This is a genomic window from Massilimicrobiota sp. SW1139 (genome assembly GCF_012027715.1).
GTDB lineage: Bacteria > Bacillota_I > Bacilli_A > Erysipelotrichales > Coprobacillaceae > Allocoprobacillus > Allocoprobacillus merdigallinarum.
This window is the reverse complement of sequence record NZ_SJOR01000010.1, coordinates 67,453-89,968: the sequence shown is the minus strand read 5'-3', so window position 1 is coordinate 89,968 and position 22,516 is coordinate 67,453. Positions and strand designations below refer to the sequence as shown.

At 32.1% G+C, this 22,516-nt stretch carries 25 protein-coding genes and 1 other annotated feature; all 25 genes read left to right on the top strand.

All coding sequences use genetic code 11. The annotated features are described in order from the left end of the window. Positions 1–135 precede the first annotated feature (135 nt). The 25 genes from ftsE to ilvC all read left to right on the top strand — a co-directional run bounded on the left by ftsE (position 136) and on the right by ilvC (position 22,483). Positions 136–828 (top strand): cell division ATP-binding protein FtsE, encoded by a 693-nt coding sequence (gene ftsE, locus E0K96_RS07440; RefSeq protein ID WP_087243863.1) that lies wholly within the window; start codon positions 136–138, stop codon positions 826–828. Then, positions 815–1,720 (top strand): permease-like cell division protein FtsX, encoded by a 906-nt coding sequence (gene ftsX, locus E0K96_RS07435; RefSeq protein WP_168082287.1) that lies wholly within the window; start codon positions 815–817, stop codon positions 1,718–1,720. Before ftsE ends, ftsX begins: the two co-directional genes overlap by 14 nt. A gap of 40 nt (positions 1,721–1,760) precedes the next feature. Next, positions 1,761–2,264, top strand: coding sequence for an AAA family ATPase (locus E0K96_RS07430; protein ID WP_168082285.1), 504 nt, complete (start codon positions 1,761–1,763; stop codon positions 2,262–2,264). A 60-nt stretch (positions 2,265–2,324) separates the two neighbouring features. Continuing rightward, on the top strand, positions 2,325–2,885 hold the full coding sequence (locus tag E0K96_RS07425; protein WP_370519892.1) for a CDP-alcohol phosphatidyltransferase family protein: 561 nt from the start codon (positions 2,325–2,327) through the stop codon (positions 2,883–2,885). 65 nt (positions 2,886–2,950) lie between these two features. Then, positions 2,951–3,352 (top strand): hypothetical protein, encoded by a 402-nt coding sequence (locus tag E0K96_RS07420; protein WP_168082283.1) that lies wholly within the window; start codon positions 2,951–2,953, stop codon positions 3,350–3,352. A 29-nt stretch (positions 3,353–3,381) separates the two neighbouring features. Next, positions 3,382–3,561, top strand: coding sequence for a hypothetical protein (locus tag E0K96_RS07415; protein ID WP_168082281.1), 180 nt, complete (start codon positions 3,382–3,384; stop codon positions 3,559–3,561). A 69-nt stretch (positions 3,562–3,630) separates the two neighbouring features. Further along, positions 3,631–5,148: a 2,3-bisphosphoglycerate-independent phosphoglycerate mutase gene (gpmI, locus tag E0K96_RS07410; RefSeq protein ID WP_087298200.1), complete on the top strand. Its 1,518-nt coding sequence runs from the start codon at positions 3,631–3,633 to the stop codon at positions 5,146–5,148. 113 nt (positions 5,149–5,261) lie between these two features. Beyond that, positions 5,262–5,873, top strand: coding sequence for a hypothetical protein (locus E0K96_RS07405; RefSeq protein ID WP_168082279.1), 612 nt, complete (start codon positions 5,262–5,264; stop codon positions 5,871–5,873). Further along, the gene (locus E0K96_RS07400; protein ID WP_168082277.1) at positions 5,870–7,258 is read left to right on the top strand and encodes a beta/alpha barrel domain-containing protein; all 1,389 of its coding nucleotides are present in this window, start codon (positions 5,870–5,872) and stop codon (positions 7,256–7,258) included. Before E0K96_RS07405 ends, E0K96_RS07400 begins: the two co-directional genes overlap by 4 nt. A 170-nt stretch (positions 7,259–7,428) precedes the next feature. After that, the gene (locus tag E0K96_RS07395; protein ID WP_168082275.1) at positions 7,429–7,938 is read left to right on the top strand and encodes a thioredoxin family protein; all 510 of its coding nucleotides are present in this window, start codon (positions 7,429–7,431) and stop codon (positions 7,936–7,938) included. Between the two features lie 3 nt (positions 7,939–7,941). Beyond that, positions 7,942–8,745 (top strand): zinc ribbon domain-containing protein, encoded by an 804-nt coding sequence (locus E0K96_RS07390; protein ID WP_168082273.1) that lies wholly within the window; start codon positions 7,942–7,944, stop codon positions 8,743–8,745. A 190-nt stretch (positions 8,746–8,935) separates the two neighbouring features. After that, the gene (locus tag E0K96_RS07385; protein ID WP_168082271.1) at positions 8,936–9,739 is read left to right on the top strand and encodes a Cof-type HAD-IIB family hydrolase; all 804 of its coding nucleotides are present in this window, start codon (positions 8,936–8,938) and stop codon (positions 9,737–9,739) included. Next, positions 9,723–10,778: a histidinol-phosphate transaminase gene (gene hisC, locus E0K96_RS07380; protein ID WP_168082269.1), complete on the top strand. Its 1,056-nt coding sequence runs from the start codon at positions 9,723–9,725 to the stop codon at positions 10,776–10,778. The genes E0K96_RS07385 and hisC overlap by 17 nt, the downstream gene beginning before the upstream one ends. Before the next feature lie 50 nt (positions 10,779–10,828). Then, on the top strand, positions 10,829–11,482 hold the full coding sequence (ppaX, locus tag E0K96_RS07375) for a pyrophosphatase PpaX (protein ID WP_168082267.1): 654 nt from the start codon (positions 10,829–10,831) through the stop codon (positions 11,480–11,482). Next, a complete protein-coding gene (gene trxB, locus E0K96_RS07370) occupies positions 11,479–12,381 on the top strand; it encodes a thioredoxin-disulfide reductase (RefSeq protein WP_168082265.1) in 903 nt (300 codons plus the stop codon). Before ppaX ends, trxB begins: the two co-directional genes overlap by 4 nt. Before the next feature lie 95 nt (positions 12,382–12,476). Continuing rightward, positions 12,477–13,325 carry an RNase adapter RapZ gene (gene rapZ, locus E0K96_RS07365; protein ID WP_087243848.1) on the top strand — a complete coding sequence of 283 codons (849 nt, stop codon included), beginning with the start codon at positions 12,477–12,479 and terminating at the stop codon, positions 13,323–13,325. A gap of 12 nt (positions 13,326–13,337) precedes the next feature. After that, positions 13,338–14,285, top strand: a complete 948-nt coding sequence (gene whiA, locus E0K96_RS07360) for a DNA-binding protein WhiA (RefSeq protein WP_087243847.1) — start codon at positions 13,338–13,340, stop codon at positions 14,283–14,285. Positions 14,286–14,287: 2 nt separating this feature from the next. Then, positions 14,288–14,524 (top strand): helix-turn-helix domain-containing protein, encoded by a 237-nt coding sequence (locus E0K96_RS07355; protein ID WP_087243846.1) that lies wholly within the window; start codon positions 14,288–14,290, stop codon positions 14,522–14,524. Positions 14,525–14,567: 43 nt separating this feature from the next. Beyond that, entirely contained in the window at positions 14,568–14,843 is a 276-nt protein-coding gene (locus E0K96_RS07350) for a DUF4834 domain-containing protein (protein WP_087297224.1), read from the top strand. 12 nt (positions 14,844–14,855) lie between these two features. After that, positions 14,856–16,049 carry a DUF5050 domain-containing protein gene (locus E0K96_RS07345; protein WP_168082289.1) on the top strand — a complete coding sequence of 398 codons (1,194 nt, stop codon included), beginning with the start codon at positions 14,856–14,858 and terminating at the stop codon, positions 16,047–16,049. Positions 16,050–16,216: 167 nt separating this feature from the next. Continuing rightward, positions 16,217–17,569 (top strand): UDP-N-acetylmuramoyl-tripeptide--D-alanyl-D-alanine ligase, encoded by a 1,353-nt coding sequence (locus E0K96_RS07340; RefSeq protein ID WP_168082263.1) that lies wholly within the window; start codon positions 16,217–16,219, stop codon positions 17,567–17,569. Further along, positions 17,566–18,603, top strand: coding sequence for a D-alanine--D-alanine ligase family protein (locus E0K96_RS07335; RefSeq protein WP_168082261.1), 1,038 nt, complete (start codon positions 17,566–17,568; stop codon positions 18,601–18,603). The genes E0K96_RS07340 and E0K96_RS07335 overlap by 4 nt, the downstream gene beginning before the upstream one ends. A 341-nt stretch (positions 18,604–18,944) precedes the next feature. Further along, positions 18,945–19,198, top strand: a binding site (T-box leader). A gap of 59 nt (positions 19,199–19,257) precedes the next feature. Continuing rightward, entirely contained in the window at positions 19,258–20,943 is a 1,686-nt protein-coding gene (gene leuA, locus E0K96_RS07330) for a 2-isopropylmalate synthase (protein WP_168082259.1), read from the top strand. A 3-nt stretch (positions 20,944–20,946) separates the two neighbouring features. Further along, positions 20,947–21,462, top strand: coding sequence for an acetolactate synthase small subunit (gene ilvN, locus E0K96_RS07325; RefSeq protein WP_168082257.1), 516 nt, complete (start codon positions 20,947–20,949; stop codon positions 21,460–21,462). 4 nt (positions 21,463–21,466) lie between these two features. Next, positions 21,467–22,483: a ketol-acid reductoisomerase gene (gene ilvC, locus E0K96_RS07320; RefSeq protein WP_087297218.1), complete on the top strand. Its 1,017-nt coding sequence runs from the start codon at positions 21,467–21,469 to the stop codon at positions 22,481–22,483. Positions 22,484–22,516: the final 33 nt, after the last annotated feature.

Genomic DNA, 22,516 nt, shown 5'->3' with positions numbered 1-22,516 from the left:
AATATTATTATACAAAATTTTAAAAAGAAAACAAAGAAAAACAGAAAAATGTGTTCATTATGATTTTACAAGAAATCCATTATTTCCCATTTTATTCGTTGAAATATATGTTATAATATGTCGAGAGGTGATTGGATGATAAAACTTGAAAATGTAACAAAAGTATATAAAACCGGTGTAAGAGCCGTTAATAATATGAATGTTGATATTGGTGATGGTGAGTTTGTTTATGTCATTGGTCCAACTGGGGCAGGTAAATCAACTTTCATCAAATTATTGTATCGTGAAGAAAAAGCCAGTTCTGGCAAAGTTATAGTAGCAGGACAGGATGTCTCTAAAATTAAAGATCGTAAAGTTCCTTATTTTAGAAGAAATATTGGTGTTGTTTTTCAAAACTTTAGATTATTACCTAAAAAAACAGTCTTTGAAAATGTGGCTTTTACATTAGAAGTGACGGATACACCTAAAGTTCAAATCAGAAAAAAAGTGAGAAGAACATTAGAACTTGTTGGATTAGAAGATAAAGCCAATGCTTTTCCTCATGAATTATCTGGTGGTCAACAACAACGTGTAGCGATTGCCAGAGCGATTGTGAATAATCCTAAGGTTTTGATTGCTGATGAACCAACAGGAAACTTGGATCCTGATACTTCTCATGAAATTATAGAATTATTAGAGCGAATTAATGAAATTAATCATACAACAATATTAGTTGTTACACATGATAAAGAAATTGTTCAAAAACATAAAAAAAGAACAATTTTAATTGAAGATGGTTGTATTAAAACGGATACAAGTGTAGGAGGTTATGTTGATGGAATTCATTAGTTGTATAAGAAACTTTCCTAAACACTGTAAAACAGCTTTCCAAAATATTTGGCGTAATGGCGTTATGTCTGTATCATCTATTTTTGCAGTGACTATAACCTTATTATTAATTGCAGTGATTGGAGTTATTGCGATTAATATTCAGGATATGACTTATAGTATTGAAGATAGTTTAACAATCTATGTACAGATGGATAGAGAAATCAGTGATAAAGAAGCACAACAGATATTGCCTGAAATTGAAAAAATTGATGGCGTTAAGAAAGCAACTTTTTCATCTAAGGAAAATGAGTTAGATAAGTTAATTGAAATGCAGGATGAAGATGGGAAAAAATTGTTTGAAAGTTATCGTGAAAACAATCCTTTAGGAGCGGCTTATGTTGTTGAAGTAGACGATGCCAAAGAAATAGATACGGTAGCTGATCAGATTAGTGGTTTAGAACATGTCAATCAAGCGACATCTGGTGGAGACTCTACAAATTCTTTAGTGAATAGTTTAGAAACAGTTAGAAATGGTGGTGCTATTTTCGTTGTAGGGCTGACTATTATTGCATTGTTTATGATTGCCAATACAATCAAGATTACAATTACATCACGTCAAACAGAAATCAGCATTATGCGTATGGTTGGAGCAAGCAACTGGTATATTCGTTTACCATATATGCTTGAGGGTGTTTTTATTGGTTTATTAGGTTCTATTGTTCCTATTCTGGTGATGTATTTTGGATATAATTGGATATACAGTGGAGCTGTGGATTTATTGCCAGCCATGTTATCAATGCGTGAACCATTCCCATTTATTTGGCAATGTTCAGGAATAATGGTTGCTTTAGGATGTGGTGTTGGTTTGATTGGAAGTTTTGTATCAGTTAGAAAATTCTTGAAATTTTAAAAGCTTTGGGAAAAGACCCGAAGCTTTTTTTGGAGGTTATATGAAAAAGATTATTATGATTGGTGGAACGATGGGAGTTGGGAAAACAACCACGAGTCAACTTTTAAAAAAGAAATTAAATCATAGCGTTATGTTAGATGGTGATTGGTGTTGGGATATGCATCCTTTTATTGTGAATGAGGAAACCAAAGCCATGGTCATCAATAATATTGTCTATCAGTTACAGTCTTTTATTGACTGTTCTGTGATTGAAAATATTATTTTTTGTTGGGTGATGCATGATCAATCTATTATTGACCAAATTTGTGATCGTCTTTGTTTACATGACTGTCAGGTTTATTCAATATCCCTTGTCTGTGATGAACAGACATTAAGACAACATCTTCAAAAAGATATTGACTTAGGTCTAAGAGAAGAAAGCATCATCAAAAGAAGCTTAGAGCGTATGTCTTGTTATGATAAGTTATCTACACATCAGATAGATATTTCTTCATTGAAGCAAGATGAAATTATTCAGGATATTATCGAATATATTCAAAAATAACATACGTTGACTTCACTATCTATTTTCCTTATAATAGGGAATATATAAAGGCAGGGACATATGATGTTTACAAAAAAAGAGATATTCAGTATTCCAAATATATTATGTTATTTTCGTATATTACTTGTACCCGTATTTTTGTGGGCATATTTTGATTTGCAATCAGATAAGGGGCACTTGGTGGCTGCTGGGGTGTTGGTGCTATCGAGTTTAAGTGATTTTCTGGATGGATTCATTGCTAGAAAATATCATATGATTACAGAACTTGGTAAGTTAATTGATCCTGTGGCTGATAAACTGACACAGTTCGTCGTTGCATGCACATTGATGTATACATATCCAGCTTATGCCTTATTAGTTGCGATTATTGTTTTAAAAGATGGTATGTTACTATTTGTAGGGTATTATATCTATCGTAAAAAAGATAAACATTTATCTCAGGCACAAATGCCTGGGAAAGTGGCGACTGCAGTATTCTTTGTTGTGTCTATTATATTAGTCGCATTCTATATTCCTCGAACATTGTTATCATCAGTATTGATTTATTCAACTCTAGTGTTAATGATTATTGCGATGATTTATTATGGTCATGGTTTATATTGTTTGTATCGTGAAGATTAGTCAGCGAAAGCTGACTTTTTTTGTATAATGGTTTGATTTCATGTATAATGAAATAGGGTGATGCTATGTCTAGCAAAAGGGAATTAAAGCGTTTATGTTATATGGAAGCTTTAGAAGATAATGTTGTCAGTGTTGAAATGATTTTAAATCGTTTTAATCAGATTGATGATAAAAAGGGAGTTTTTGATTCTTATATTTTGACTCATGATAGAACCAAAGCAACTTTGGATTTAGAACTTTCATTAGCAACATTGTGTATTTTACTTAGAAAAATGTCAGAAAATTTAATGATTGTGACACCACCAGAGTTACGTAGAGATATGAATAGTATTATTCATTCTAATCGTTTTGAATATAATCGACTGGAAGTGATTGTCTATTCACAAAAAGGTAGAGAACCTGTTGATTTAAGAGGCTTGCTACGCTTTTGTCATTCCTTACTTGATAATGACAAACTTCGTAAATAGGAGATGCTAGAATAATATTGGTGATAATAATGAATCTAAGAAAGAATATAGGTATCATAATGATGATGTTGGGTGTATTATTAACAATTAATCAAGGACAGCAAAATGAGTTTATGAAGCAATTAGAATCAAGTATTAGGGCTTATTGGCCATTGCTGATTAGCTTTATTGGTATTTATATGATTTCTACTCCTAGAAAAAGAAGATAAAATGTATTTTATAACTTTATTTTTTAAGTCAAATTTTGTATAATGGACGCATATGGAGGTATAGAGAATATGAAAAAAAGACCTGTAGTTTTATGTATTTTAGATGGGTATGGATTAACTGATCGTGTTGATGGAAATGCTGTCAAATTAGCAAATACACCTAATTTAGATGATTTAATGGCCATGTATCCAACAACAACTTTAAAAGCTTGTGGAAATGCCGTTGGATTACCTGAAGGACAAATGGGAAATAGTGAAGTTGGGCATTTAAATATTGGTGCGGGAAGAATTGTGTACCAATCATTAACACTCATTAATAAAGCTGTAGAAGATGGAACATTCTTTACAAATGAAGCTTTCTTAAAAGCAATTCAACATGCAAAAGATAATGATTCTAAGTTACATATTTGGGGATTATTATCAAATGGTGGTGTTCACTCTTCAAATGAACATATTTATGCATTGTTAAAACTTGCAAAAGATCAAGGTTTAGAAAAAGTTTATGTCCATGCATTCTTAGATGGTAGAGATGTAGCGCCTGATAGCGGTGCTGATTTTGTGAAAGAATTACAAGATCAAATGGATGAAATTGGTGTTGGTCAAATTGCTTCTATCTCTGGTAGATATTATGCTATGGACAGAGATAAAAGAATGGATCGTATTGAATTAGCTTATAATGCATTAATTGGAAAATCTGGTGAAACTTATAGTGATCCAGTTCAATATGTCAAAGATTCATATGCGAAAGAAGTTTATGATGAATTCGTGATTCCTGGATATAATCCAGATACAAATGGTGCTATTGCAGATAATGATGCTATTATCTTTGCTAACTTCAGACCAGATAGAGCAATTCAAATGTCTAATGTGTTCACTGCTGATGTTTATGATAACTTTAAACCAGCAGATAAACCACAAAATATTCACTTTGTATGTATGATGAGATATGCTGATACTGTTAATGGAGATATCGCATTCCATTCATTGGATTTATCAAATACTTTAGGTGATTATTTATCAGCTCAAGGATTAAAACAATTAAGAATTGCTGAAACTGAAAAATATGCGCATGTTACATTCTTTATGGATGGTGGAGTTGATAAAGAAATTGAAGGAGCAACTCGTGTTTTAATTAATTCACCAAAAGTTGCCACTTATGATTTACAACCAGAAATGAGTGCATATGAAGTTAAAGATGCATTAATTGCTGAATTAGATAAAGATATCTATGATGTTGTGATTGTCAACTTTGCAAACTGTGATATGGTTGGACATACTGGAATTATTCCTGCAGCTATCAAAGCAGTCAGCGTCGTTGATGAATGTGTTGGAGAAGTTTATGAAAAAGTTCTTGAACTTGGTGGAACAATGTTAATTACTGCGGACCATGGTAACAGTGAAAGACTATTGGATGAAGAAGGAAATCCATTTACAGCTCATACAACAAATCCAGTACCTTTAATTCTAACAAATACACACTTAGAATTAAAAGAAGGTGGAAAACTAGGAGATTTAGCTCCAACAATCTTACAGTTATTAGGATTACCAATTCCTAAAGAAATGACTGGAGAAAGCTTATTAAAATAATAGAAATGAAGGCTAAGACGAATCAAAACGTCTGGCCTTTTTTTTGTAGACAACATGAAAATAAGTCTATCTATGTCAAAATATGATATAATAAGTAAAAGGGAGGGGTTATTATGAAACCAAAATTAAAATATGCTCCATTGGCTATCGCAACGGCTATTGTCAATGTTATAGCACTCATTGGAACATATATGATTTATTCACCATTAAACAGTCTTGCAAATGCATCAAGTTCGGGTGATTATGCAAGCTTGGCGAATTTTTCAACAGATTCATTGACAAATGCTTCTTTGATTTTTTTATTAGGCATTGTCGCAACAGCAGTCATTGCGATTTTATTACTTGTATTTTTTATTTATGAAGAAAGAAAAATAGCTATCATTATCAGTTGTGTTATAGGGGCAATTGAATTTGTTTTATTCTTACGCTTCTTTGATACAATCATGTCAACAGTCATGGGAGGATTAGGATCATTGATATGGGGGTCTACACAATCAGAAAGTAATATGGTTGCATCAATTCTAGGAAGTTTACAATTGACATTGGTTGTGACATTCATTGGTGCTATCTTCCATATTATTGTTCTTTTACAGATGTATCATGTGATTCATCTTTCATTCTTACAGCCATATACACCATCACTACTTTGTGGTGAGGCTATAAACGTTAATCAGGAGAGTTCTTCTCAAGAATCAAATCCCGATGAAGGAGGGGAATCACAATGAAAAAAACATATTCTTTTAAACCGCTATGTTTATTGATTCTCATATTTGACTTGATATTATCTATCAGTTTATGGAGAATTGCGACTATGGCATCAGATGTATTCAGTTTGATGGGTTCATTATCAAGTCTTATTAACTGGGCTATCTTTTTGATGGTTGGTGTATTAGGTGTGATTGTTGTAACTGTACTTTTATATCTTTATTATTTAAAGACAGAAAAAGTTCAGGGTATTTTATGGGATGCTATTTTACACACAGTCTTTTCCGTATTTTTTGGATTCCAGATGATAGGTCTAGGTAATTCATTACAAGGTTTGGGTGGAAATCAAACTTTCACAACTATCATGGGTATTCTTGTTTTTGCTTCAGCATTATTACATTTATTTATCATGTTGCGTTTAGATCAAGTGATTCATGTGTCCGTTTTAGATGCTTATTTACCAGCTGGGAAGGGACAGACGATTCAATCACCACCACCAGTGCATCAAACAGTTACAGAAGATACAACTGCCCCAACACAAGAAGTGAAGACACCTGCAGAACCCGTCATTACAAAAGAAAAAGCTATTGCATTTTTGAAAACAAAAAATGGGAAAATGATTTTAGGTGCTGTCATTGTTGTTGTGCTAGCTTTTGTAGGATATAAGATTTGGGATACATTCTTCAATAAAACAGTTATTGATGCTTTTGCAAACATGACCGTATCATATGATGGATATGATGGTGCTGGGGAAGCCTATATTGATGAGTCAGATATTGACTATGATATGACTAATGCTCAGTTAGCACAGTTTGTTGGTGATATTTCATTTGATATTGAAAATAATGGAGAACTTTCTAATGGCGATAAAGTAACAGTAACAGCCGTATATTCAAAGGAAACAGCTAAACAATTAAAAGTTGTTTTAAAAGAAGAATCAAAGCAATTTGATGTTTCAGGTTTAATTGTGAAATATCAAAGTGCTTCTGAAATTGATAAAACGCTTTATCAAAAAGCATATGATGCTGCATTACAAGAATCAACAAATTCATCTTATTATGATACCGATTCAAAAAGAACTTTCTATAAGTCTTATTATATTAAAGAAAATACAGAAAATATTGAATATCAAAGAAATTATTTAGTCTTTGTCTTTAAAGAAACTTATCAGAGTTATGACTATTCAACACATCAAGATGTTGAAAAAACAAGATATATGTATTATTACACAAACTTTGATTCTAGTTATGATAGTGATGATGAATATATGGGAGAATCACGTTTATATAATGATTCATTTGATTATGTTGAAAATGAAGCTGATGTATTGACATCACTCCAAAAACAGTCGATTGCTGATTATGGAAATTCAAAAGTAGAAGAAGTCACTATTCCAGTTTCATAGATATAAATGAGTTTAGATGATGAAAACGCACGTTTGTGCGTTTTTTAAATACAATAAATGCATAAAGTTAATATAGAGTTTAAAAAGTCATGATAGATTTTGAAAATGGAAAGACATAAGTTGATTATTGATGAGTCTTTATGTTATATTAAACAAAAGTGGTGATAATCATGAAAAAATGGATATGCCTATTTATAATATGTCTATTATTAATAGGATGTCAACATACACAAACAGAGAAATTGGTTATTCAAGGTATTCAAGAAATACCTTATGAAGAATTGGTAGAAAAGCTTGATCAAAAAGTCACTTTTTTATTATATATAGGTAGACCGGACTGTGGAGATTGTCAGGATTTTTATCCTGTATTAGAAGAGTACATCAATGAGCATGAAGGAACAGGTATTTATTATTTGAATATTAAGGAATATCGTGATCGTGCTCGAGATGATGATGCAACACAGGCAGAAAAAGACTTTTATGAAAATATTTATCAAAGATTAGATTTTGATTGGACACCTACAATTGAGGTTATTAGAAATGGGAAAATAGATGAAACTTATCAGTATTTGGATGAAGATTATTTTGATATCCAAGATCGTGAACAACAACAAAAAAGGAAACAAGCGTTTTTAGATGAATTTGAAGTCTTTATGAATGATTATTTTGAGGAGGAATAGAATATGAAAAAATGCCCGAGATGTGGACACGAATTAAAGGAGAATGAGAATTTTTGTTCTCATTGTGGATTAGATTTAAGGAACAATTATCGTTATCAAAAACCCAAAAATAAAGCGATGACTTATTTGTTGTATGTCATTATTTTCTTTTCATTTATAACTATTCCTTTATTATATAGTCGCGTTCTTAATAATATGGTAAGCGATGAAACCATCCAACACAATGAGCGAGTGGAGCTTCCTGAAATTCAGGGTGATGCAATGAGAGTGATTGCTGTTTATGATACATTAGCTGATTTTCAAAATCAGTTTACAAATGTTGATGGTATTGTCGATGATATAGAAAAATTTGAAGCTTCATTATCACAAAAGCAAGCTGGATCATGGACAAAAAATTATCAGATTCAAATTGCAGATAATTACAATATTTTTTATGATTTGACTTATCAGATTCAAATAGATGAAAACCTCACACTTCAGGTTCAACGTACATTTGATAGAGCACATAATTATAATGATGAGAAAATTACTTTTATCAAAGATCATGCGACAACTTTTGATGAATTATTTTTGACAGAAGACCAACAAAAACTTGTACAAACATTTACTGGTCAACAAAGCACAACAACACAATTGATGCAGGATTTTAAAGAACGTCAAAAAGAATTTGAAGAGAAAAAAGAAAGACTAGGTCATTATGGTATGGGAAATTATGATGGACAATCTTCATTTGTTGTATACCGTAGAGATCAATCTTATTATTCAAAGTTGACTTATGTGCATACACCTCAAGATTATATTGCTTAAAAATTTAAAAGAAGGGTTGGTTTCTATATGGCATAGAAGTCAATCCTTTTTGCATTATAGGATTATATGGAAAATAGGATTGTATGGAAAATATGATAAAATCTATTTATGTGCAAGAATAACAATATACAAAATTTCACTTTGCTTTTTGATATAGGTTAGATATAATAGGAACAATAGGTGATATGTAATGAAGATATTGATTAGTGATGTAGATGGAACATTGGTTCATGACAATCAAAATATAAGTCAGGATAACATTGATTGGATGAAAGAACTACAAAAACAAGGGCATAAAATAGCACTCTGTACAGGTCGACAACTTTTTGAAATGAAATGGATTTTAAATGAGATTCCATTTCCTTATGATTATTTAATATTAAATAATGGAGCTCAAATTCTAGATAGAAATCATCGTGTTTTATATGAAAAAAAGATGGATGCGCATACTGGGAGAGCTATTTTAGATTATGTGACACAATTTAACGATTTATATTCTTTTTATAGTGATGGAGCAGTCAGTTATGGTTTTAGTCATGGACAGTGTGTAGAACATATGACAAATCTTGAAGAGCCAGTTGATGTTTCATTTCAGGAACTTTATCAGAATGCACCACATTTTGATATTATTTCTTTTCATCAGGATAATCAGGAAATGACAATCACAGAAGCCTGTTATGAATATATTCAAAAGCATTATGGGGATAAGCTCAGTGTGTATTATAATTTGCATTATGTTGATATTGTCGCAAGAGGATGTTCTAAAGGCAATGGTATGACATGGCTTTGTCAGCATTTAGGTATCAATGAACAGGATATTTATGCGATAGGTGATTCATATAATGATTTGTCTATGCTGCAAGCTATCAGACAGGGTTATACTTTTAAACATGCTCATGAAGATATCAAATCAATGATACCAAGACATGTTCATTATGTTCATGAAGTGATTCAAGATATGTTAGGAGGGAAAAATAATGAGTTGGCAAGATAAGTTAAGAAATGTTCAACCTTATGAAGCAGGAGAACAACCACAAATTAAAAATTTAATTAAATTAAATACGAATGAAAATCCATATGATCCAGGTGAAAAAGTGAAACAGGCGATTTTGAATTTTGATTCTTCACATTTGGCTTTATATCCACGTCCAGATGCGGATGCATTAAGACAGGCATTAGCTGATTATCATCATTTAGATACACGTCAGGTTTTTGTTGGAAATGGTTCAGATGAAGTGCTGGCACTGATCTTTTTAACATGCTTTAATGGTCAAGAACCAGTGCTGTTTCCTGATATCAGTTATTCTTTTTATCCAGTTTATTGTGAGCTGTATCAGATAGCTTACAAAAAAATTCCTTTAAATCAAGATTTTGAAATCGACAAAGAAGATTATATTCAGCCTAATTCTGGTATTATTTTCCCTAACCCCAATGCCCCAACAGGACTATGTGTTTCGTTAGGTATGATTGAAGATCTTTTAAAACATAATCAGGATAGTATTGTTGTGATTGATGAAGCATATATTGATTTTGGTGGTCAAAGTGCTGTTCCATTGATTCAAAAATATCCAAATTTATTGATTACACAAACATTTTCTAAATATCGTTCATTAGCAGGCATTCGTTTAGGGGTAGCTCTAGGAAGTCAGGAAGTGATCGCTAAACTATATGATGTGAAAAACTCATTTAATTCTTATCCTGTTGATAGTTTGGCACAGGCTATTGGTGTTGCGAGTATGGAAGATAGTGATTATATTCAACAAAATGCTCAAAAAATCATAGAAACACGAGAATATACAAAGTCTGAATTGAAAAAGTTAGGTTTTGTAATGCCTGATTCAAAAGCCAATTTTATCTTTGTGAAACATCCTCAGTATGATGCTCAGAAGTTATTTTTACAATTAAGAGAAAAAGGTATACTGGTTCGTTATTTTCATCAACCAAGAATTGAGCAATATTTAAGAATAACAATAGGCACAATGGAACAAATGAAAATATTGGTTCATGAAATCGAAAATATTTTAAAAGCATAATCATATAAGCTTTGTGATATTCATGATATAATACATATAAAGGAGTTACTATGAAAAAAGATTTTGCAGTTATTTTTGATTTGGATGGGACATTATTAAATACAGATTTGTTAATTAGAAAATCTTTTGAACATGTCTTTCATCATTATAAGCCAGACTATCAAATCAGTGATCAGGAACATTTATCATTTTTAGGCCCAGCCTTAAAAGATACATTTTCTAGATATTTTCCTGATGATATGATTGAGGAACTGATTGATTATTATCGCGCATATAATCATGCTCATCATCAGGATTATGTGACCATTTACCCTTATGTTGAAGAAACCTTAAAAACATTATCAAAACAAGGTTATCCATTAGCGGTTGTCACAACCAAATATCGTCAGGCTGCTTTGATTGGGCTGGATTTATTTGAAATTACTCCTTATTTTGATATGATTTTAGGAATGGATGATGTTGAACATGTCAAGCCAAATCCTGAAGGTATTTTAAAAGTAATGAATACATTTCATTGTTTAAACGGTTTATATATTGGAGATAATGTGACTGATATACAAGCTGGAAAAAATGCAGGTATTTATACCGCTGGTGTTAAATGGACACCTAAAGGTTATCAGGCAATGCAAGCTTTAGCTCCTGATTTACTGATAGATGATATGTCAGAAATTATAACATTTGTAGAAAGGAAGATGAATGGATGACTGATTTAATTGTTGTGGGTGCTGGTCCAGCTGGTTTAACAGCTGCCTTATATGCCACACGAGCAGGAGCCAGTGTTTTGGTTTTAGATGGTGGAGCACCTGGTGGAAAGATGAATTTAACAGCTGAAATAGAAAATTATCCTGGATTAATAACAAAAGGACCAGAATTGGCTTATGCCATGTATGAACAATGCTTATCTTTTGGTGCTCAATATGAATATGGTGAAGTGACACGTATTGAACATCATGAAGATCATCAAGTTGTTTATGTAGGTGATAAAACATACGAAGCACGCTATGTCTTTATTGCGACAGGTACAAAAGAACGTCATATGGGAATCCCTCATGAAGAGGAAATGAGTGGAAGAGGTGTGTCTTATTGTGCTGTCTGTGATGGACCTTTCTTTAAAAATAAAGATGTCTGTGTTGTGGGTGGCGGAAACAGTGCTATTGAAGAAGCTATTTATTTAAGTGATATTGTGAATCATGTGCATATTATTGTGCGTCGTGATGTGTTGCGTGCTGATCAATATTTAGTTAATAAATTACAAGAAAAAGACAACATTGAAATCCATTATTTAAAGAAACCTCATGAAGTGAAAGTTGAAGATCAAAAAGTTGTGGGGTTGATTGTAGAAGATTCTCACACAGGAGAGCTTTCTACAATTGAAGCACAAGGAATTTTTCCATTTATAGGATTAGATCCTATTACAGAATTTGTAAAAGATTTGGGAATAGTGAATGAAAAAGGGTATATTGAAGTTGATATGAATCAGGAAACAAAAGTTGCTGGTATTTTTGCTGGTGGGGATGTGACTGATAAACAACTGCGACAAGTTGTGACTGCTGCTAATGATGGTGCTATTGCAGGACAATATATTGCTTCATTATTCAAATAGAGAGAAGGGAAATAGATTCTTTTCTCTTTTTGTATAAAAAAAGAGTACACTTATAATGTGATTTTTGATATATTATAAAAGAGAAGGTGAGTTATATGAATAAAATTGAAGTTATTGTTGTAACGGGGATGTCTGGGGCTGGTAAAACTCAGGCAATGGCTATCTTTGAAAATATGGAGTATCGATGTATAGATAATTATCCTATTCCATTATTAAAAGAATTTGGGGATTTAATGCGTACGTCTACGAAATATTCTAAAGTGGCTATGGCAGTATCGCTAGGTGATGCGATTTTGGCTGTGAGAATCTTATCAAACATGGATTGGGTAGATTTGACAGTTATTTTCTTAGACTGTGACGATAAAGTTTTACTTTCACGTTATAAACAGACAAGACGCTCTCACCCACTCATGATTAGTAATGTGGCATCATCTTTGGTTGAAGCTATTGAATTTGAACGTGAAATGGCTGACCCTATTAGTCAGTTGGCTAATATTGTGATTGATACAACATTATTAAAGCCATCAAAATTACAAGATAAATTAGAAAGTTATTTCCACAAAGGAAATCGTGATACATTTAGAGTTTCTTTTATTTCATTTGGATATAAACATGGAATTCCACGTGATGCAGACTTATTATTAGATGTACGTTTTTTACCAAATCCTTTTTATATTGAAAGTTTAAGAAAATTAACTGGAAATGATAAAGAGGTTTATGATTATGTGATGTCACAAAGTGAAACACAGGAATTTGTTCGTAGAACAATAGAATACTATGATTATTTATTAAAGAAATATGAAGAAGAGGGTAAAATGCAAATGATTATTGGAATTGGATGTACTGGGGGACAGCATCGTTCAGTCACACTTACCAATTATTTTGCAGAGTATTATTCAAAATATTATCAAGTTTATAAATGGCATCGTGATGCTGATCATTAAGGAGGTTTTATGATGATTTCTTTTTCAAGAGTCGTCAAAGAAGAAATTGTATTCAATGATTTTGATCAACCGTGCGAAAAGGCAATACTTTGTGCAATGATTAAAATTCTTGGAACATTGTCACTCAATCAATCAGGCTTAACGCTAACATTAAGAACTGAAAATGCGAAAATCGCATCTAAATTGCATAAATTCTTAAAGGATTTATATCAACCACATATAGAATTTCGTGTTTCTAGAAAAATGAAATTGAAAAAAAATAATATTTATACATTGATGGTTTCTAAGGCAAGAGAAATCTTAGAAGACTTGCATCTTATGGAAGGCATTGGTATACAAAGTTTTCCAGATATTCATTTTTTAGAAACAGATGCCAAGAAAAGAGCTTATCTGGCTGGGGTCTTTTTATCTTGTGGAAGTGTGAATAATCCAGATACATCTAACTATCATCTGGAAATGAGTGTGAATGAACCAGAATATGCTTCATTTATTATGGAGTTGATGAATTGTTATGACTTGCATGCCAAAATGATTAAAAGACGTAATAAATATGTTGTGTATTTAAAATCAGCAGAAAAAATTGGGGATTTTTTAAGAGCCATTGGTGCTTCACAATCAGTTATGAATTTTGAAATGACACGTATTGACCGTTCTATGGCCAATACTGTCAACAGATGGAATAATTGTGATATTGCTAATGAAGTGAAAGCGATGAGTGCTTCTACAGCTCAAATTGAAGATATTGCCTATATCATTGATAAAGTAGGCATTGAAATTTTAGATGATAAGACACGTACAGTGGCTTTATTACGTTTAGAAAATCCTGAGTTGACTTTAAATGAATTGGCAGATACATATTATCAGCAGACTGGTCAAACCATTAGTAAATCAGGATTACATCATCGTTTTAAAAAGATTAAGGAAGAAGCTCAAAAAATACGACAGATGGAGAATGAGTGAGTATGGAAAATATAAATATTCGTTTTGGGAGAAGAATTAAAGAACTCCGTTTGATGCAAAATGTTTCTCAGGAAGAACTTGGATTTCGCTGCCAGTTATCTAAAAACTATGTTTCAGATGTTGAAAGAGGTCGTAGAAATGTGTCTTTAAAGGTTGTTGAAAAGTTTGCATCAGGTTTAAAAGTACCAGTTTACTATTTGTTTGTATGGCATGAGGAGGAAGACGCAGTTCATTTATAGTTTATATTTATCATATAGACTATATCGCAAAAGGAGAAATGATATGGGATATAATTTTATATATTTGTTATGTGTGCTTGTATTAATTATGTTAGCTTTAAGATTATTTTTACCAATCCTGATTGTTTTGATTGGGGTTATTTTGGTTATCTGGATAATAAGAAAGCTTTTCTTTTCACGTCGTCAGTCACATGAAGATAAAGAAGATCAAGAATATTATGAATCTCTTTATCAGGATTACCAAAATCAGGATAGTGATGTTATTGACGTTGATTATAAAGTTGTTGATGAACATGAAAATCCTCATCAACAGTCATAGGAGGATTGAGATATGATTTGTCCAAATTGTCAAAATGAAGTCAGCAATGATATGAATTATTGTCCATATTGTGGTCATCCATTATACAAGTCACAAGAACAAAATGGTGGATATTATGAACCACTGTTTTTTGATGAAGAAACTGTTGAAAAGGAAACAAAGACATCGTCTTTTAAAGATATACCAGTCAATAAAAAAGTAAATAAGTTACTCATTTTAGTAAGTGTTATTGTTTTGGCTGTTTTAACTGTTGTATCCTATGAATATGTCTATCATGGACCAATGCTTAATTATACGTCTTTTCATGATACATCATCAGATACGTTACCACAACAACCCATGACAATATCAGGAAAAACAGGTTTTTCAAGTTTGGTTGGAAATATCAATCAAAATGGTGAGGTTTATTTTGATGGAGAAACGCTTTATATGTGTAATGATCAGGGGTATCTTGTATCCATGAATCAAAACTTAAATAACCGTCAAACATTGGTCACAGAGAAATGTCAAAATATCATGATTCATAATGATAAGATTTATTATACAAATCAACAGAATTATTTATGTGAAGTTTCATTAGATGGTAAAGATCAAAATCAATTCATAACTAAAGCTATTTATTATCCATATATAGATAATGATCGCATCTATTATCAATTAGACGAGGATAATGAATCAATCTATGTTTATGATATCAATACACAAAAACAGACAAAGCTTAATGATAGACAGTCTTATTGTATTAATGTTGTAGATGATTATATTTATTATACATCTGATGATGGTATTTATCGTATGAATAGAAATGGAGAAAATGATGAAAAATTATTGAGTGGATCATTTTATAATTTAATTTATTTAGATGGAAAACTTTATTATTTATCATCAGATGGTATCTGTTTGTTAGATATAAATAGTAAAAAGACAGAGGTATTAAAAGCGAATGTTATTAATTTCTTAAATATGAATGAGCAGTATTTATTTTATCAGTCTATGGATGGCAGTGTTGTCAGATATGATTTATCAACACAGCAAGAAAAGACAATTTATAATGGATTGGTTGATACAGGTTATATTGTTGGTGATAAATTGATTGTGAAAACATATGTATCAGCTTATCAACAAGAAAGCTATTATGTCATTATGGACTTTGATGGTGCCCAGCAACAAAGATTGTTCTTTGATGGACAAGGTGATTATATTTAATTGTCATTATACTGATTTGAGCTAGATAAAATATAAATATATAAGAATATGAAGAGAAATAGTTGTTTTAAACAGCTATTTTTTATTATATAAGAACAATAAAATTTCATAGCTTTCCTAGTGAACTGGTGCTATAATAGTGCATATATTAAAAATGAGGTAAAATTATGCTAATAAGAGAGATTATTGAAGCCACTGGGGGCACATTGTTGAGTGGAAATATCAATGATGATATTCATGGATTTACGCAAGATACAAGACAGATTCATGAAGGAGATATGTATATTCCGCTGGTTGGAGAAAAAAATGATGGACATCAGTTTATAAAACAGGCTTTTGAAGCTGGCGCAAGTTCTGTTATAACATCTCAGTCCATAGATTATCCTGATAAAAACGTGATTTTAGTGAAGGATACTTTACAGGCATTAACAGATATGGCAGCTTATTTAAGAAAACATCGTGCTGTTAAAGTTGTGGGAATTACAGGGAGTGTTGGAAAAACAAGTACCAAGGATATGATTTATGCTGTGGTATCAATGCAATATAAGACTCTGAAAACTTTAGGTAACTACAACAATCATATCGGTTTACCTTTAACAGTTTTAAGACATCAGGATGAAGAAGTCATGGTATTAGAAATGGGGATGAATCATCTTGGTGAAATTCGCCATCTGACACATATTGCAAGACCTGATATTGCAGTTATTACAAATGTTGGAACAGCACATATTGGGGAACTAGGTTCACGAGACAATATTCTAAAAGCGAAGATGGAAATTGTTGAAGGATTAACTCAGCAGGGACGACTTATTATCAATGATGATAATGATATGTTGCATACTGTACAATCTCAAGATTATCCTATTATTCGTGTTGGTGAAAATAATGACTGTTATTTAAAAGCTTATCATGTTGAGTTATTATTAGAAGAATCTTATTTTGATTTGGATTATCAGGGAAAAACTTATCATGTTCATGTGCCAGTTTCTGGTCAGCATTTTGTGATGAATGCGTTGATTGCGATTGCGGTAGGGCTAAGCTTAGATATTGATATTGAAAAGTGTATTAAAGGTATTGATCAATTTGAACTGACAAAAAATCGTATGGATATGATCGAACTGAGTCATGGAATCAGATTGATTGATGGCACATATAATGCCAACTTAGATTCGATGAAGTCAAGCCTTGATGTTTTAGCAAAGTATCCTAATAGAAAGATAGCTATCTTGGCAGATATGTTAGAGCTTGGAGCGTATGAACAGGCATTTCATCAGGAAGTTGGACAATATGTTGCTAAAAAGCATATAGATCAATTAATGTGTGTAGGACCTGCAAGCCAGAATATTGTTTTAAAAGCGCAGGAAAATGGTATAGAAGCTTATCATTTTGAAAGTAATCAAGATTTAATTCAAGCTTTAGAGGGATGTATACAGGATGATGATGTCATTTTATTAAAAGGATCACATGGCATGCATCTTGATGAAGTTGTAGACTATTTAAAGGAGAAATATAAAAAATGAGAAAATTAATGATTATATGTGGAGGACAATCTACTGAACATACCATTTCAAGAATGTCTTGTACATCTGTTTTAAAAAATCTTCATAGAGATCGTTATGAGTTGACTTTGGTTGGTATTGATCAGTCTGGAGAATGGTATCTTTTAGATGCCGGTCAGGAAGATTTAACTTTAGATTCATGGTTAGATCACTCAACACATATTGAAGATATTTATCATTTGTTGAAACAACAAGATGTTATTTTCCCTGTTCTTCATGGACAATATGGTGAAGATGGAACGATTCAGGGGTTATTTGAATTGGCTGGTGTTCCATATGTAGGATGTAGAACATTGGCTTCAAGTGTGGCCATGGATAAAATTTATACCAAAAAGATTTTAGAAACAGTAGGAATTCCACAAGTCAAATCTTTATATGTGAAAAAAAGATATGACGGTCAATATGTTGTTGTGAATCATCAATTTGATGAAACTGATGATATATTAAAAGCAGTGAAAAATCAGTTAGGGTTTCCTTGTTTTGTGAAGGCAAGTCGTTCTGGATCAAGTGTAGGTTGTTATCGTGTAGATCACGAAGAAGACTTGCTAGAAATATTACATCAGGCAGGACAATATGATAGTCATATTGTGATAGAAGAATGTATTGATTGTATCGAATTAGAAACAGCTGTATTAGGAAATGATGATCCTATTGTTTCTCGTGTAGGACAAATTATGCCTCATGGTGAGTTTTATACTTTTGAATCTAAATATGAGGATGAAGAAAGTCAGACTTGTATACCTGCACTTGTCGACCAGGAGATTCAAGATCAAATTAGAGAATATGCATTAAAAGTTTTCAAAGCTATTGATGGACATGGTTTATCTCGTGTGGATTTCTTCTTGGATAAAAAGACAAACAATGTTTATTTAAACGAAATTAATACAATGCCAGGATTTACAAAAATTTCAATGTATCCACAATTAATTGAAGATTATGGTATTTCTTATAGTGATCTTATTGATCGATTAATTGATTTGGCTTTTGATAGATAGAATAACTCTAAAGGGTTATTCTTTTTTTCGTTTTCAATGAATAAAAATATAATGGAAAACATGAGGTGTTTGATTTTATGGATTGTATGGGCACATCGTTATTTGGATTGAGTATATGTCATATATAATCAAAGTGTTTTATGAATCAATAATGGAGATGGGAAGGTGATAAAATGCTTTTATGAATGATATTTGAACACTCATAAAATAAATATATTTTTTGAAAAAGACGAAAAATAATATATATAATTTCACAAAACTAAAAAAGTAAATAGAAAAAAGAGAAGAATATAGTTGACTATGTTTGAGAAAAGGTATATGATATATCCAACAACTCTATAATAAATACAGTGATAGGAAATAGTAAATAACAAATGATGCATAGAGAAGTTCTGGCTGGTGGAAAGGACTGTGAAAGTGTTATTGAACTCGTCCTTGAGTGGAGCACTGAAAAATAAGTAAGCTGCTACGGAATGCGACCGTTATCACGCTAGAGTATGAACTTATATGAATAAGCGTACTTGATAAGGTTATTGTCGTGAGGCAATAATGAATATGAGGTGGAACCACGAAGTCATGAACTCTCGTCCTCAACTATGATGTTTTTCATGGTGAGAACGAGTTTTTTTATTATAGGAAAGGGGAGGAAAATATATGAACTATAAAAAATATAGAAGATTTGAAACAATTAAATTGGCAGATCGTACATGGCCAGATCATGAAATTGAACAAGCGCCTATCTGGTGTTCGGTTGATTTACGTGATGGGAATCAAGCTTTAATTACACCAATGGATATTAATGAAAAAGTAGAAATGTTTCAAATGCTTGTTGATTTAGGCTTTAAAGAAATAGAAGTTGGTTTTCCATCATCATCACAGATTGAGTTTGACTTTTTAAGATTGTTAATAGATAAAAATTTAATACCTGATGATGTGACAGTGCAGGTATTAACACAAGCGAGAGAACATTTGATTAAAAGAACATTTGAATCCTTAAAAGGATTAAAAAAGGCGATTGTGCATATTTATAATTCAACATCTATTTTACAAAGAGATGTTGTGTTTCATAAGAGTAAGGAAGAAATTAAGAAAATTGCTGTTGATGGAACAAAATTAGTCAAGGAGTTATCTCAGGATTTTGATGGAGAAGTTATCTTAGAATATTCGCCTGAAAGTTTTACTGGTACGGAAGTTGATTATGCGATGGAAGTCTGTGAAGCTGTTTTAGATACTTGGGGTGCTTCAAAAGAACATAAAGTGATTATTAATTTACCATCTACAGTTGAAATGGATACACCAAATGTATATGCCGATCAGATTGAATGGATGTGCCGTCATTTTAAAGATCGAGAAAGAGTTATTGTGAGTGTTCATCCACATAATGATAGAGGTTGTGGTGTAGCTTCTACTGAACTTGCTTTATTGGCAGGAGCTGATCGTGTTGAAGGAACATTGTTTGGAAATGGGGAAAGAACAGGAAATGTTGATATTGTGACATTGGCTTTAAACATGTTTACACATGGTATTGATCCAAAGTTGGAACTGGGACAAATCAACCAAATTAAAAATGTTTATGAAAAATGTACAAAAATGGAAATTCCACCAAGACAGCCATATGCTGGAGAACTTGTTTTTACTGCCTTTTCTGGCAGCCATCAGGATGCCATTAATAAAGGTATGTATGCTTATCATCAACGTGGTGATGGTATTTGGGAAGTCCCTTATTTACCAATTGATCCAGCTGACTTAAATCGTCAATATGAGCCAATTGTACGTATCAATTCACAATCAGGTAAAGGCGGAGTGGCTTTTGTTATGGACACAGTCTTTGGATATCATTTACCAAAAGCTTTACAGGCTGATTTTGCAAAAGCTATTCAAAATATTAGTGAAATTGAAGGAGAAGTTTCTCCAGAACGTATTTATGACACATTTAAAAAGGAATATATAGATTTGGAATATCCATATAAATTTATTAAACAGAGATTAATAGATATTAGTGATGAAGATAATGAATATGAAAGACGCGCTGAAGTGACAATTGAAGATCATGGTGAAGTGAAAACTTTAATTGGATATGGCAATGGACCTATTGATGCAGTTAAGAATGCATTCAATGCCACAGATGATTTTCTATATACAGATTTAGTGGATTATAGTGAACATGCTTTAACATCTGGTTCAAATTCTAAAGCTGCTGCCTATGTCCAATTAAGACCACAAGGTGAAGAGCTTTGTGAATATGGGGTAGGAGTGCATTTGAATATTACAACAGCGACGATTAAAGCTATGATTTCAGCTATGAATCGTATTTATAAAAATATAAAAAAGGAAGGATAATTTATGGAAGAACTTATTTTATCAATTCTTGTACACAATAGTGCAGGAGTTCTGACACGTGTGAGTGGTTTGTTTTCAAGACGTGGTTATAACATTGATAGTTTAACCGTAGGACCAACAAACACAGAAGGGATTTCAAGAATGACAGTGGTTGCACATGGGAATCAGCAAATTCTTGAACAGATTGAAAAACAGCTTAGAAAATTAGAAGATGTCATTGAAATCTTTGCCTTACCAAGCGAAGCATCTGTTTACCGTGAACTTGTCATGATTAAAGTTGAAGCTGATTGCCACACACGTGCAGATATTGTTTCAATCGTCGATATATTTAGAGCTAAGATTGTGGATGTGTCACCAGATTCAATGGTTATTGAAGTAACAGGAACACATAATAAAATCAATGGTTTATTAGCAATGTTAGATGGCTTCAATATTGTTGAGATCGTGCGTACTGGTTTAACTGGTATTTCAAGAGGTCTTAATAATTTTGAAATAAATAAGAAAGAAAACAGGGGGTAAAAAAATGTCAAAAATTTATTATGAATCAGATTGTAATTTAGCTTTATTGGATGGAAAAACAGTCGCTATTATTGGTTATGGATCACAAGGACATGCTCATGCATTAAACTTAAAAGAATCAGGAGTGCATGTTATTGTAGGACTATATGAAGGTTCAAAATCTTGGGCAAAAGCTGAAGCTCAAGGATTTGAAGTTTATACTTCAGCTGAAGCTGCTAAAAAAGCAGATATTATTATGATTTTAATTAATGATGAATTACAGGCAAAATTATATAAAGAATCAATTGAACCAAATTTGGAAGAAGGAAACATGTTGATGTTTGCACATGGATTTAATATTCATTTTGGTCAAATTGTACCACCAAAAAATGTTGATGTCACAATGATTGCACCTAAAGCACCAGGACATACAGTACGTAGTGAATATCAGGCTGGAAAAGGAACACCATGTTTAGTAGCAGTAGAACAAGATGCAACAGGTCGAGCTTTAGATATGGCTTTGGCTTATGGTTTAGCTATTGGTGGGGCAAGAGCAGGTATTTTGGAAACAACATTCAGAACTGAAACTGAAACTGACTTATTTGGTGAACAGGCTGTATTATGTGGTGGTGTCTGTGCATTAATGCAGGCTGGTTTTGAAACATTAGTAGAAGCAGGATATGATCCAAAGAATGCATATTTTGAATGTATTCATGAAATGAAATTGATTGTTGATTTGATCTATCAATCAGGATTTGAAGGAATGAGATATTCTATTTCAAATACAGCAGAATATGGAGATTATATTACTGGACCAAAGATTATTACTGAAGATACAAAGAAAGCTATGCGTCAAATCTTAAAAGATATTCAAGATGGAACATTTGCGAAAGATTTCTTATTAGATATGTCACCAGCTGGAGGACAAGCTCATTTCAAAGCTATGCGTAAATTAGCTAAAGAACATCAAAGTGAAAAAGTTGGAAAAGAAATCAGAAGTTTATATAGCTGGTCTGATGAAGATAAATTAATTAATAACTAAAATACACACACTTTGTGTGTGTTCAGTAAAGAG